This is a genomic window from Halobacillus sp. Cin3 (assembly GCF_947311855.1).
Classification (GTDB): domain Bacteria; phylum Bacillota; class Bacilli; order Bacillales; family Halobacillaceae; genus Halobacillus; species Halobacillus kuroshimensis.
In genome coordinates this window covers 411,911-424,994 of sequence record NZ_CAMZMV010000001.1, presented here as the reverse complement: position 1 = coordinate 424,994, position 13,084 = coordinate 411,911, and the positions used below count along the sequence as shown (strand labels likewise).

The window sequence follows — 13,084 nt, the reverse complement described above, 5'->3', positions numbered from 1 at the left end:
GAAACCATTACAAATGGTTTCCGGGCATTCCTTTTCTACGTATTAACCGTGATCAAAAATGGTGAGGCCGATCAACCCCAGCATAACGACGATGCTCACAACATTCATGACAATTTCCATGATCTTCCCACTCCTCTCTCTACTCCCATTCTAACAAAAAACGCTTTCATCCGCTTCGTTTATTTTAGGCGTTCCTCTCTTCTTTATACGGGATTGTTTTCCGATAACCTTCTTTTACACCCACCGTTCACAATTTATTCTAAAGTTTATGGCCATCTTGTGAAATAGTGAGCAATATACCATTCATGCACTTGATTCATCGTATAATTGAATTGTAAGAAAGATGCCGGCAATCATGTGAAATACTGAACAAAACATATGAAGGAGTGAGCAATATGTTGAATAATTTCTTGAGAACCAATAAAATAGCGGCTGCTGTATTAGCGGTCATCCGGGTTTATATCGGTGTGACGTGGCTGAAAGCGGGTATTGGTAAGCTGACCGGCGGTTTTGAAGTTCAGGGATTCCTCCAGGGAGCTATCAGTCAGGCGGCAGGCGAGCACCCGGCCGTACAAGGATGGTGGGCGGCTTTCCTTGAGGGGTTCGCGCTTCCGAATCATACATTATTCGCACAGCTCGTCATGTGGGGGGAAATTCTTGCGGGTATCGCTCTTATCCTTGGATTATTTACAACAGCCGCAGCCTTTGGAGGCATCCTGATGAATTTTGCTTTCTTATTCAGTGGTACAGTCAGCACGAATCCACAGATGGTCATCCTGACGGTCTTTATCCTTGCTGCTGGTATCAACGCCGGGCGGTACGGCCTGGATCACTGGATCGTTCCATTCATGCAGAAACGCCTGCCTCACATACGAAAAGGGCAGCTGGCTCATACGTAACAGAATAGACAAATACAAAGAGCAGGCACATGCCTGCTCTTTGTATTTGAAAAGAAGCCCTGTATTCCGGCAGATTGAATGCAAAATATTGTTTATTTTCTATATGGATGAGGTATCATGAAAGGAGGTCTCGACCCTGTTATATATTTGATATTCTTCGTAGAAATTGAGGTGCGTTTATGTCCACTTATATCTTCCGTTTTTTCATTTTCTGGTACATATGCGGCGTATTCCTGGTCACCTTTGACTGGCTGCCCCCCTGGCTCGAATGGGCCAACAGTGTGTTCCTAATTGCTGCCGGTATTGTCGCCGGACTGTATTTTATACATATGTATGGAAAAAGAACAGGCATCCTCTACAGCTTGTTCATTATTGCTGCCAGTATTTATGTCGAGCATTTAGGGGTGGCCTACAACTTCCTGTTCGGAACCTATGACTACACGCAGGACTTTGGGATAAAGATCGCCGACACCCCTGTCACCATTGGGTTTGCCTGGCTCTTGATCATCGGGTGCTCCCACGAAATCGCACGTGTCATTTCCAGCGGCCTTCCATCCTTCACCCGCTTCCTTACGTTTCTTTTAACGGGAGCGTTGTGCGCTGTAACAATCGATCTTATTCTCGATCCAGTATCCTATAAAGTAAAAGAATACTGGATCTGGCAGGAACCCGGCCTCTATTATGACATTCCTTTCAGCAATTTCACCGGCTGGTTTGTCACCGCTGCCTTCTTCCACCTCGTATTCCTGATTTGGAATCCGGATAACCTGGTGAATGAAGGAACGTGGCCGAAACGAATGGCTTTGGTGTTCGGGCTGATGGTGTTCTTATTTATCTGTATGGCATTTACCGGGGGACTGTATTTAGCAATTACGCTTGTCGCTCTATTAACAGCGGGCTGGTATGCGCTTTATTTTTGGAGGAAAAAACATGTTCAAGCCGTCTCATAAACGTCCGGTCATCGAATGGGGATTCACCCGTTTCAACCGGATGTTCCTGAACATACATTTTAACCGGATTTTGCTGAATGCTCCAGAATCGGTTCCGAAAGAAAACACCATGTTTCTCATCAATCATTCCGCCTGGTGGGATCCTTTATTCATTTTTTATTTGAATGATCAGGTCATCCATTCCGACGGGTACGGCATGATGCATGAGGATGGGCTGCAGAAATTCCCCTTTTTCAGGAGCATTGGCGCCTTCTCGATCAACAGCAGCAACCGGAAGCATCTTATGGAATCCCTTTCCTATAGTGCCGATCTGTTATCTAAAGGAAAAACGGTATGGATTTTCCCCCAGGGGGCGGAACAGCCTTTGGAAAAACGTCCCCTTGAGTTTTTTTCAGGCATCAGTTATATCGTTCAAAAAGCCCCACACGTCAACGTGGTGCCTGTTTCCATCTATTATGCCCTGGAGCATGAACGAAAACCGAATGCTTACATAACAATCGGAGAGCCTCTTCCACAGGAGGGGTACTCCGAGCTCAATCGGAAATCTATGACACATTACTTTGAAACAGCCGCCACGAAGCAGCTGAATGAACTCCGGACACGAGTCGTCCAGGAAGACCATCAGCTGTTCCACCCTATTTAAACAGAAAGGAGGCTGCCGTCATTGCTATGGTTTTTTATCTTTGTCCTTCTTTTAGTCGTCATGAACGTATGGACAATGGTTAACAGTTTATTCCTATATCCCTTGCGGGCAGGTAAACACGAAGAGGCGGATCAAAAAGTTTCCCTGCTCGTCCCGCTCCGCAATGAAGTGGATAACGTGGAAGGCTTGATCCGCTCGTTATCATCACTCACGTATCCGAATCTTGAAATGCTTCTTCTCGATGATCATTCTGAGGATGGCACCTATGAAAAACTGCTCTCTCTTACTGTGGAGGATGCCCGTTTTACCGTTTTGCAGGGGAAGGAGCTGCCGGATGGATGGAACGGTAAAGTACACGCGTGTCACCAGCTTTCAAAAAAGGCAGGAGGCGATTACCTGTTTTTCCTGGATGCTGATGCACGAGTCGTTCCTACAGTGATTGAAAAGACACTGGGAACAATGAAAAAAAGAAAAGCAGCGATGCTCAGTGGATTCCCTTTTTATCCGAATCATCATTTCCTCAGCCATATGCTTGTCCCTCTTCAGCATATGGTCGTGCTGCTTCACCTTCCACTTTTCATGGCCAACCGCACGACAAAGCCGATGTTTACAGCAGCCTGCGGTATCTTTATTGTGATTGAACGATCGGCTTATCTGGCGGTCGGAGGCCATGAATCGGTAAAGGATTCGCTTGTAGAAGATGTTCATCTCGCTCGTGAAATGAAAAAGAACGGTTACCGCATGATCCTTGCCAATATTACATCATCGGCTCTTTCGTATATGTATGAATCCAATCAGGAAACGTGGGCAGGCTTTAAAAAAAACCTATACACCGGCATCGGGCGTTCAACTTGGATGGTCGTCTTTCTCACCCTTTTGTATGCCATTCTTTTTGTACTCCCCGGAGGTCTTGCCATTTTCGGCATGATAACAGGAGCTCTTTACCTGCTGCTTCCCTATGTATTGCTGATTACGTTCAAAATGTATGTGGATGCACGGACAGGACACCCCTTGTGGCTGTCGTTTCTCATGCCTGTAGCAGGAATGCTGCTGATTGCGATGATGTGGGCATCCATGCTTGTACATAAACGAGGACGTACCTATCAATGGAAAGGCAGGTCGTATCAATGAAAGCAGTCATTATCGGGGGTGGACTCGGTGGTCTTTCCGCTGCGGTCCACCTGGCCAGTGAAGGCGTAGATGTGAAATTGTTTGAAAAGAACACCCATTTTGGAGGCAAAATGATGGCCGTAGACGAAGAGGGCTATCACTTCGACTTTGGCCCCAATACTATGACAATGCCGGATGTCTTCACAAGAGTTCTGTCGAAAGCTGGACTCTCCCCTCATCTTCTCGACTTTGAAAAGATTGACACTCATACGAGAAATGTCTTTCCGAATGGCACGACCTTTGATTTTTCCACCGATCAGGATGTTATGAAAAAACAGCTGAAGCAGCTTGATCCTAACGGGTACCAGGCTTATGAACCGTTTCTGAAGGAGATCGAACGGCTCTACCATATGTCCCGGAAGCATTTCCTGCACAGAACATTCAACGGATGGAAGGATTATCTGTCTCCCGCCCTTATGAAAAGCATGATGAAGGTACGTCCGCTCCAATCGATGGATCATTTTTTCAGGCAGTACTTTACCAATCCTGATATCATTCAGGCCTTGAACCGGTACTCAACGTATATCGGCTCCAATCCTTATCAGGCTCCAGCCACATTCAGTATGATTGCCCACCTTGAATGGAATGATGGTGTGTATTATGTGAAAGGCGGAAATACGAAAATTGCGGAAGCCTTCGTTCAAGCAGCAGAAGCAGCCGGTGTCCATCTATACAGCGGCACCCCTGTATCAAAAATCCATACGTATCAAGGAAGTGCAGTAGGCGTCGAAACAGAGGATGGCGATTTCTTTGAAGCAGATCATGTCATCGTAAACGGAGATCTGCTCCAGGCAGTCCCGGAACTCATCGATCAGAAGGAAAGAAAAAAAATGAGTGACGAAAAGCTCGCTTCCTATGATCCTTCCATTTCTGCTTTTGTGATCATGGCAGGACTGGATACCTATCTTCCCCAGCTGCACCACCATCATCTGCTCTTTTCAAGTGATTACAAAAAAGAGTTCCGGCAGCTATCCCTTGGAGGTTATGCCGACGATCCAACAATTTATATCTGTACTTCAGCAAAATCAGATCCCGATGTTTCTCCTAAAGGGGATAATTGCTTTATTCTCGTCAATGCTCCAGCCGTTGGCGCGCATCCGCAGAATAAGGACCATTACAAAGAGCTGATCTATGACAAGCTGAAAAAGGCCGGCATCCCCATCAGTGATCATCTCGTGTATGAGAAGGTCATCGGCCCGGAGGAAATTGAAGCGGCATTCGGAGCCTATCGTGGTTCCCTGTACGGCCCTTCCTCCAACAGCAGGAGTCAGGCATTTATGAGGCCGTTCAACAAATCCCAGGACTTGAAAGGCTTATGGTTCTGTGGTGGCAGTACCCATCCCGGTGGTGGTTCCCCGATGGTCGTTCTCAGTGGAGAAAACGTAGCTAATCAAATCATCGGAAAAATTGTCCATATCGAGTGAATGTCACACCTGCAAAAAGAGGCTGCCGGAAATTCGGCAGCCTCTTTTATTATGTAAGTTTATGCCTGTTTTCTTTTTGGCAGACAAGACAGGAAATAGGATACGGTGGCCATCACGACAAGGATCAACAGATGGGATGGACCACTTCCCGCTCCGCCTGTCTCAGGATCATATTGGATCGTCAAAATCATACCAGAGAGATATTGATAGGAAAAATAGAGTACGACAAAACTACTTATAAAAGTCAGATATTTTTTCACCAGGCTGCCTCCTTCTTCTGTCTATACGAAACAAGCAGCCAATCGTTTCAAAAAAATAAGAAATGCATCAGGAAAGGGAGATTGATCGGCTCCGTAAATCCTTCCCTGACCTATCGTCTTCGTTATACAAGTGACAGGCTGTATAGTGTCCACTTTCAACCTCCTGCCATTTTGGTACTTCCTTTGCGCAACGGTCCATTGCTGCCGGGCACCTTGTCCGGAACACACACCCGCTCGGAGGATCAATCGGACTGGGAATTTCCCCTTCAATAATCATTTGTTCGCGCTCATCTTCCAAATCCGGGTCAGGAATTGGAATCGCAGACAACAGCGCTTTTGTATAAGGATGGAGGGGTTTTTTATAAAGCTGGTCACTGGTTGTCAGCTCGACGAGGTGACCTAAATACATCACCCCGATGCGGTCGGATATATGCTGCACCATAGACAAGTCGTGGGCAATAAACAAATAAGTGAGCCCCTTCTCCTCCTGCAGCCTATCCAACAGGTTGACCACCTGAGCCTGAACAGAAACGTCGAGCGCAGAAATAGGTTCGTCAGCAATAATGACGGATGGATCAAGAGCAAGAGCGCGGGCAATCCCGATCCGCTGCCGCTGCCCGCCGCTGAATTCGTGTGGATATCGATTGGCATGATCACGATTGAGCCCGACTTCTTCAAGCAGTTCATGCACCCGTTCCATCCGCTCCCGCTTTGTTCGGAAGAGCTTGTGAATTTCCATGGGTTCCGCAATAATTTCCGCTACTGTGGATCTTGGGTTTAAAGAAGCATAAGGATCCTGAAAGATCATCTGCATCTCTCTTTTCAAGTGGAACTGCTCCTGTTCACTACGGTTATGAACACTTTTCCCTTTATATAGAACCTCTCCAGCTGTGGCGGAATACAGATTCATCATCGTACGGCCTGTGGTCGATTTGCCGCACCCGGACTCCCCGACAAGGCCGAACGTTTCCCCTTCATATACATCAAAGCTGATGCCGTCCACAGCTTTCAACGATTTGTTTCTGCCGATGTCAAAGTGCTTTTTCAATTGTTTGACTTCCAATACTTTTTCCATCGTCATCCTGCCTCCTCCGCTTCCTCCCAGTATCTTCGTACCGCACACAGTTCTTTTTCATAAATTGTATCCTTCAGCTCAATGATTTCAATGCTCTTCCCTATATTCGGAGAGTGAAGCATTTTTCCGTCTCCATAATAGAACCCGACATGGTGGACACGTCCCTGACCTTGGTCATAGGCAAAAAACAGCAGATCGCCAGGCTGCTTTTGATCGATCGGTACTTCCACTCCTTTGGTCACTTGGTCAGTGGCGTCACGCGGAATGATGTAGCCATGAGCTTTGTGCAGCGCATAAGCGAAACCTGAGCAGTCAAACCCATATGCACTCATCCCTCCCCAGAAATAAGGCAGATCAAGGAAGGTTTCTGCTGATTCTATAATGGCAGCTCCACTGCCTTTCGGGACCGCTTCACCAGAAGGGTAAACCGTGACTGCCTCTGCAGATACATAGCCTTTCCCATGAGGGGTGCGGGCCTTGATCAGCACGCCCTCCTCTTGAATGACGGGAAGAGAAGTCAGGTAACTGAGTTCCAGGAACGGCTGGCGTTTTTCATCCAGAAGCATCGCCTGCTTATCATGGACAACAAGCATGCCATTTCCCTTCCATTTGGAATCCGCCAGAGCACTAAGCTGCCTTTCAGGGATGTAGCCGGGATACCCCCGGGCATCTTTTTTCGAAGCCTGATGTGGAATAATAATGCGTGCCCACCCGTCCTTCATGTCTTCGACGATCACTTCTTCGCCGTATAAAAGCTGGGATTGAACGAGATTGTCATCGCAGAGCGCCAGTTTCTGTTTATGATCGAGCTTGTTCAGCCATTCGGGCATCGAACTGACAGATGATAGGCCTGCTTCATCACAGTCCCTCGGGGAGTCTGGTGCCGTCCAGACGGTCGCTACTGGGACGGCCACCACCCAGACTGTTTCAATTGCTGGTGTCTTTGCCATGGTCTTCCTCCTTTTATGAAATCCAGGTATTCTTCATAGAGAGCCGGGAAATGCCGAGACCCGGCGTTTTTGGCAGAGTCATAACCGACTGATTGTAATGCACGCCTCCTTCAACGGGGTCTGCTGTAAGCATGAGTGGAGCATCGAAATCTACTTTCGTTACGTTCTTCTGACTGGCAGCAAAATGGGCAGCTGCGGTAATGCCGAGTTTCGTTTCAATCATACTCCCCACCATGCAAGGGACGCCGAAGCTTTCAGCAGCCGCATTAATTTTCAGGGCCTTATGGATGCCTCCGCTTTTCATTAATTTAATATTGACCATATCTGCGCTTCCTGTTTTTAAGATGCGTATGGCATCTTCAGGAGAAAACACACTCTCATCAGCCATAATCACCGTACTTACAGCATCCGTCACTATCTTAAGTCCATCAATGTCTCCCGCTTTAACCGGCTGCTCCACCAGTTCGATCGGAAGCTTCCTGTTTTCCATCTCACGGATGGCGTAAACAGCTTCTTTAGCCGTCCACGCTTGATTAGCATCGAGACGTATGGCAGCGTCTTTCCCTATCCTTTGATGAATAGCTTGTATGCGTTCAATATCATGGTGGATACTGTCTTTACCGACTTTCACTTTCAGGACGCGGAATCCTTGCTGGACATAGGCGTCAGCGTCCTCCGCCATTTCCTCTGGAGTATTAACACTTACGGTATAATCCGTTTCCAATTGGTCCGTCCATCCTCCAAGAAATTGATAGAGAGGAAGTCCGGCAGCTTGAGAAAGCCCATCATATAATGCCATATCGACGGCTGCTTTGGCACTGGTATTTCCTACACAGCTCCTATGGAGAGACTCAAACACGGCTTCTCTATGCAATATGTCGGAGCCTATTAGCACCGGCGTCAATACCTCCTTGATCGTGTTCTCAATACCTCCGAGCGATTCCCCTGTGATGACATGGGTGGGCGGGGCTTCCCCGCAGCCTGTCAGGCCGTTATCAAATTCAATCCTCACATAGATGGATTCGGCGACGGTCACCGTACGAAGAGCGGTTATAAATGGTTTGTGTAATGGAACGGCCACCCTCATTGTTTCCACGGACTGGATCTTCATCGCTTTCCCCCTTTCGTTATTGAACACCTGCGGCAATTCTCAAATATTTCGCGCTGCTGCACAGTTCCGCCTCCACCCCGAGAGGCACAGCATAGTGAGGCAGGCAGTGACCGATTCTAAATCCTGAGAGGACCGGTTTTTGAAGATCAGCAAAGTAATGACGAAACACTTCCTGAAGTTCAATTGTCTCTTTTTTCTTTTTAGGTTCGGTCTCACTGAAATCACCTACGACGATACCGGAGGCCTCGTCGAGTTTACCTGCAAGCTTTAATTGACTTAAGAAAGAATCAATCCGGTATGGTTCCTCACCGACATCCTCGATCAACAAAAGCCGGTTCTTTGTATCGATTTCATAAGGAGAGCCGATGGAGTTGACAAGGAGGGAAAGATTTCCACCCACAAGTCTGCCTGAAGCTGTCCCTCTAGAGATCACTTGTAACGGTGATGTCTCATTGGTATACGTAAATGTCTCCGGATGAAACAGCTGGGTAAACCGCTGTTTTGAACGATCATCAAAGTCAGGCTTCCCAACATCCGAGCTCAACATCGGTCCGTGAAATGTGACAAGATCTGCCTGACGCTGGATGGCGGTATGTAAAAAAGTAATATCGCTGTAGCCCCAGAATACTTTGGGGTTTCTGCGGATCATGTTGTAATCAATGGAAGCCGCCAGACGACTGGTCCCATACCCTCCTCCGGCACAGAAAATCCCTTTAATGGCTGGATCTCTGAACATCTGATGCAGGTCGTTCACACGTTCACGGTCTGTGCCCGCCAGATAACCGTATGTCCGTTTAACGTTTGGTCCGATCATGACGTTCAACCCCAGCGAATGCAGGAATGGCAGCGCATTGGATAAATTCGTTAGATCCGGAGGGCTGGCTGGAGCAATCACCCCGACCGTATCTCCTTTTTGTAATCGTTTTGGTTTCTGCATAGACTCCTCCATAGAGAAGAGGCAAGCCCGGCTCAGCCGGGTGCCCCTTTAGTTGTTACTCCTTATCTGCCCATTTCAATTCAAGATAGCCGACAGGGTGACGGATGACATCCGATACGCCTTCTTTTTCGAGCAGAACGAAGTTGTAGAAATGGATCGGGAAGATCGGCATCTCTTCAAATAAAATCTTCTCTGCTTCATACATATGCTCCCACCGCTTCGTTTCATCAGTTTCATTTTTCGCTTTTTCAATGAATTGATCATACTCGTCATTGGACCAGCCCGTCCGGTTCATGGATGAATCGGTGACGAAACTTTCCAGGAAGTTAATTGGGTCGGCATAGTCGGCAATAAAGGAGCTCCGTGACAGCTGATGCTTCAAGTCTTTTTGATTCTGGAGAAATACGTTCCACTCTGCATTTTCAAGGGTGACGTCAACATCCAGGTGTTCCTTGAACATCTGCTGGATTGTTTCTGCAACCTTCTTATGTGACTCACTTGTATTATAGGAAAGAGTGATTGGAGGCAGTTCTTCATAGCCTTCTTCCTTCATCCCTTCCTCCAGCAGCTTTTCCGCCTCTTCAGCGTTGAACTCTACAAGGTTTCCATTCTGTTCACGGAAATCTTCACCGGAGGGGCCTTCAAATCCGTAGGAAACGAATCCGTAAGCAGGTGCTTCTTTGTTTTTCGTTACATAATCGACGATGTCCTGCTGATTGACAGCCATCGCAAGCGCCTGTCTGATTTTCTTGTTCTGGAACGGCTCTTCGTTTACATTAAAACGATAAAAGTAGGTGCCCGCCTGATCCTGAACCTTCAGCTGATCACTTTCCATCAGCTCTTCAGACATATCGGCCGGGATGTTCGTCGTATCCAGTTCCCCACTTTCATACATCTGATATTCTGTGTTGGTATCATTGACCATGGCCCAGTGAACTTCATCAAGCTTGACTGTATCCTTGTCCCAGTAGTTTTCATTTTTCTTGAAGGTCATTTCACTGTCATGCTTCCACTCATCCAACGTAAACGGTCCGTTTCCTACAAAGCTGTCCGCTTCCGCATACCATTCGGCATTTTCTTCCGCCACACTTTCATTAATCGGGAAGAACGCCGGGTTGGAGATAATATTCAGGAAGTAACCGGTTGGTGAGGAGAGGGTCACTTTCAGTTCCTTGTCGCTTACGGCGTCCACCATCACATCTTCTTTTGATCCATCTCCATTGTTAAACGCTTCTCCACCTTCAATGAAATAGCCGAGAAACGCAGCCGGTGAGGCCGTTTCAGGATCTAAAAGACGTTTCCAGGCAAATTCGAAATCTCCTGCTGTTAAATCGTCGCCATTGGACCATTTGGCATCCTCACGAATCATAAATGTGTAGACGGTCCCATCGTCAGAAATCTCCCACTTCTCTGCCGCAGCAGGCTCAGGCTGGTGATCCTTCCCGAGCCGGGTCATTCCTTCCATCAGATTGTTCAAAGCGTTCCACGAAACGGAATCAAATCCCATCGGAGGGTCAAAGGACGTCGGCTCTTCCCCATTATTGAGCAGTAATGTTTTGGTGTCTCCTGATTCTGCCTGGTCACCTTCAGCATTGTCCTCTTCACTGGAACTGTTGGCTGTACAGGCCGCCAGCACAGTAATAATTGCAATCCCCCATAAAACATGCAGCCACTTTTTCATCGTACTACCCCTCTCCTTGATTATGATTGAATGGTTGCTGAGTATTTCTCCGCCCGCTCATCTTGAAGCCAGCAGTCCACCTCATGGGTTTCGCTGCGGACCGTTGAATATGGATAAATCCTGCTGCAAACTTCCATAGCAGCCGGACAACGGGCGGTAAATGGACAGCCTTCCGGTGGTGAAAACAAATCCGGAGGCGTACCGTCAATCGGAATCAGCTTTTCTCCTTTTTGATCCAGACGGGGAACGGAATGCAGAAGCCCTTTTGTATAGGGATGCTGTGGCTCATAAAAAATCTCCCGCCTTGTACCTGTTTCGACGACTTTACCTGCATACATGACCGCGATTCGGTCCGCCACTTTCGCAACCACACCCAAATCGTGTGTGATCAGGATAATCGAGACGCCGGTTTCCTTTTGAATTTTGTTAAACAGCTGGAGAATCTGCGCCTGAATCGTTACATCAAGGGCTGTTGTCGGTTCATCGGCTATCAAAAGCTCCGGTTCACAGATAAGAGCCATGGCGATAACAATCCGCTGCCGCATTCCGCCGGAAAACTGGTACGGATACTGCTTCATCCGTTCATCAGGATTTGGAATGCCGACGAGGTTCAACATGTCCACAGCCTGGGCATCCGCTTCTTTTTTCGTCACACGCCGGTGCTGTCTGAGCCCTTCTGTAAGCTGATCTCCGACGGTCAACGTCGGGTTCAAGGCTGTCATTGGATCCTGAAAGATCATCGATATGTCGACACCGCGGATACCTCTCATTTTTTTGTCGGACCATTTCGTCATGTCCTGTCCCTTAAAAAGAATGCTTCCCTCTTTGATCTGTCCCGGAGGTGTCGGGATTAAGCGCATAATGCTTGAGGCTGTGACACTTTTTCCACAGCCGGATTCTCCTACAATTGCAAGCGTCTCCCCTTCATACAAGTCGAGATTGACTCCTCGTACCGCCTGCACTTCTCCTCCGAACGTCTTAAAGGAAATGTGCAGATTATGAATCTCAAGAATTTTGTTCAACATCCTCACCTCCTTAAACGTGGATCGAGCGCATCCTGCAGCCCGTCCCCAAGCACATTAAATGCAAACATCGTCGCTGAAATAAAGAAGGCCGGGAAAAATAACCGCCACCAGTCTCCCGACAAAATGACACCGAGAGCATCGTTGGCCATGACTCCCCAGCTGGCATAGGGAGACTGGATGCCGAGGCCGAGAAAACTTAAAAAGGCTTCTGCGAAAATCGCTGTCGGAACGGTCAGCGTCATTTGTACAATGATGGGGCCCATCGTATTAGGCAGCAGATTTTTCAGGATGATCCGTTTCGTTTTAGCACCAAAGGACTGGGAAGCCATTACAAATTCGTTGTGCTTCAACTGCAGCACCTGTCCACGGACAATCCTTGCCATCCCCACCCATCCGGTTACTGTAAGAGCAATAATGATGGTCAAAAGGCTCGGACCCATAACGACTAACAGAAGAATGACAACGAGCAGGTAAGGAAGGCCGTACAAAATTTCAATGATCCGCATCAACACGTTGTCCGTACGGCCGCCTTTATAACCGGAGATCCCTCCATAAACGACTCCGATAAAAAAATCAATCAGGGCGGCCATCAAACCGACAAACAAAGAAATCCTCGCTCCATACCACGTTCTCGTGAACACATCACGGCCGAGTTCATCCGTCCCGAACCAGTGATTGAGAGATGGGGGCTGATTTTGATCAGCCAGTGAAGCTTCGGACACGGTATACGGAGAAATCCATGGGCCGATCACCGCCATGACGGCAAGCAGAATGAGAAAAACAAACCCCGCCATTGCCAATTTGTTCTGTCTGAGCCTGCGCCAGGCATCTTCCCAGTACGAAAGGGAAGGACGGACAACAGACTCAGCCTCATCGATGTTTTTCTCTTTTGGCCGGAACCACTCATCCGGAATCGATGAATGCGAATCATCCCGTTGCTTTTCTTTTAAAGCAGACAT

General features: G+C 47.8%; 13 protein-coding genes. 5 read left to right on the top strand and 8 right to left on the bottom strand.

The window, feature by feature from the left end:
- Positions 1–395 precede the first annotated feature (395 nt).
- The 5 genes from QMA39_RS02365 (at position 396) to crtI (ending at position 5,086) form a co-directional block, all read left to right on the top strand.
- On the top strand, positions 396–899 hold the full coding sequence (locus QMA39_RS02365) for a DoxX family protein (protein WP_027954009.1): 504 nt from the start codon (positions 396–398) through the stop codon (positions 897–899).
- A 179-nt stretch (positions 900–1,078) separates the two neighbouring features.
- Positions 1,079–1,849, top strand: coding sequence for a carotenoid biosynthesis protein (locus QMA39_RS02360; RefSeq protein WP_027954008.1), 771 nt, complete (start codon positions 1,079–1,081; stop codon positions 1,847–1,849).
- The gene (locus tag QMA39_RS02355) at positions 1,830–2,492 is read left to right on the top strand and encodes a lysophospholipid acyltransferase family protein (RefSeq protein ID WP_281657902.1); all 663 of its coding nucleotides are present in this window, start codon (positions 1,830–1,832) and stop codon (positions 2,490–2,492) included. Before QMA39_RS02360 ends, QMA39_RS02355 begins: the two co-directional genes overlap by 20 nt.
- 21 nt (positions 2,493–2,513) lie before the next feature.
- Complete coding sequence (locus tag QMA39_RS02350; protein ID WP_281657901.1) at positions 2,514–3,623, top strand: glycosyltransferase family 2 protein; 1,110 nt, start codon at positions 2,514–2,516, stop codon at positions 3,621–3,623.
- Positions 3,620–5,086, top strand: a complete 1,467-nt coding sequence (gene crtI, locus QMA39_RS02345; protein WP_281657900.1) for a phytoene desaturase family protein — start codon at positions 3,620–3,622, stop codon at positions 5,084–5,086. The genes QMA39_RS02350 and crtI overlap by 4 nt, the downstream gene beginning before the upstream one ends.
- 59 nt (positions 5,087–5,145) lie before the next feature.
- Here crtI and QMA39_RS02340 read toward each other — a convergent pair whose 3' ends face one another.
- From QMA39_RS02340 to QMA39_RS02305, 8 genes are all read right to left on the bottom strand, one after another.
- Positions 5,146–5,346, bottom strand: a complete 201-nt coding sequence (locus QMA39_RS02340; protein WP_281657899.1) for a hypothetical protein — start codon at positions 5,344–5,346, stop codon at positions 5,146–5,148.
- A gap of 67 nt (positions 5,347–5,413) precedes the next feature.
- Positions 5,414–6,427 (bottom strand): oligopeptide/dipeptide ABC transporter ATP-binding protein, encoded by a 1,014-nt coding sequence (locus QMA39_RS02335; RefSeq protein ID WP_281657898.1) that lies wholly within the window; start codon positions 6,425–6,427, stop codon positions 5,414–5,416.
- Positions 6,424–7,371, bottom strand: coding sequence for a C40 family peptidase (locus tag QMA39_RS02330; protein WP_027954003.1), 948 nt, complete (start codon positions 7,369–7,371; stop codon positions 6,424–6,426). The genes QMA39_RS02335 and QMA39_RS02330 overlap by 4 nt, the downstream gene beginning before the upstream one ends.
- Positions 7,372–7,384: 13 nt before the next feature.
- Positions 7,385–8,482: a dipeptide epimerase gene (locus QMA39_RS02325; RefSeq protein WP_281657897.1), complete on the bottom strand. Its 1,098-nt coding sequence runs from the start codon at positions 8,480–8,482 to the stop codon at positions 7,385–7,387.
- A gap of 16 nt (positions 8,483–8,498) precedes the next feature.
- The gene (locus QMA39_RS02320; RefSeq protein ID WP_027954001.1) at positions 8,499–9,419 is read right to left on the bottom strand and encodes an LD-carboxypeptidase; all 921 of its coding nucleotides are present in this window, start codon (positions 9,417–9,419) and stop codon (positions 8,499–8,501) included.
- Between the two features lie 55 nt (positions 9,420–9,474).
- Complete coding sequence (locus QMA39_RS02315; protein WP_281657896.1) at positions 9,475–11,100, bottom strand: peptide ABC transporter substrate-binding protein; 1,626 nt, start codon at positions 11,098–11,100, stop codon at positions 9,475–9,477.
- A 20-nt stretch (positions 11,101–11,120) separates the two neighbouring features.
- Complete coding sequence (locus QMA39_RS02310; protein ID WP_281658367.1) at positions 11,121–12,122, bottom strand: ABC transporter ATP-binding protein; 1,002 nt, start codon at positions 12,120–12,122, stop codon at positions 11,121–11,123.
- A 5-nt stretch (positions 12,123–12,127) separates the two neighbouring features.
- Positions 12,128–13,084 carry an ABC transporter permease gene (locus tag QMA39_RS02305; RefSeq protein WP_281657895.1) on the bottom strand — a complete coding sequence of 319 codons (957 nt, stop codon included), beginning with the start codon at positions 13,082–13,084 and terminating at the stop codon, positions 12,128–12,130.

What these genes read in the sequence shown, in the direction of transcription:
- QMA39_RS02330 (WP_027954003.1), bottom strand. Translation starts at nt 7,371, where the DNA reads ATGGCAAAGACACCAGCAATTGAAACAGTCTGGGTGGTGGCCGTCCCA.
- QMA39_RS02305 (WP_281657895.1), bottom strand. Translation starts at nt 13,084, where the DNA reads ATGTCTGCTTTAAAAGAAAAGCAACGGGATGATTCGCATTCATCGATT.
- crtI (WP_281657900.1), top strand. Translation starts at nt 3,620, where the DNA reads ATGAAAGCAGTCATTATCGGGGGTGGACTCGGTGGTCTTTCCGCTGCG.
- QMA39_RS02360 (WP_027954008.1), top strand. Translation starts at nt 1,079, where the DNA reads ATGTCCACTTATATCTTCCGTTTTTTCATTTTCTGGTACATATGCGGC.
- QMA39_RS02315 (WP_281657896.1), bottom strand. Translation starts at nt 11,100, where the DNA reads ATGAAAAAGTGGCTGCATGTTTTATGGGGGATTGCAATTATTACTGTG.
- QMA39_RS02335 (WP_281657898.1), bottom strand. Translation starts at nt 6,427, where the DNA reads ATGACGATGGAAAAAGTATTGGAAGTCAAACAATTGAAAAAGCACTTT.
- QMA39_RS02365 (WP_027954009.1), top strand. Translation starts at nt 396, where the DNA reads ATGTTGAATAATTTCTTGAGAACCAATAAAATAGCGGCTGCTGTATTA.
- QMA39_RS02320 (WP_027954001.1), bottom strand. Translation starts at nt 9,419, where the DNA reads ATGCAGAAACCAAAACGATTACAAAAAGGAGATACGGTCGGGGTGATT.
- QMA39_RS02325 (WP_281657897.1), bottom strand. Translation starts at nt 8,482, where the DNA reads ATGAAGATCCAGTCCGTGGAAACAATGAGGGTGGCCGTTCCATTACAC.
- QMA39_RS02355 (WP_281657902.1), top strand. Translation starts at nt 1,830, where the DNA reads ATGTTCAAGCCGTCTCATAAACGTCCGGTCATCGAATGGGGATTCACC.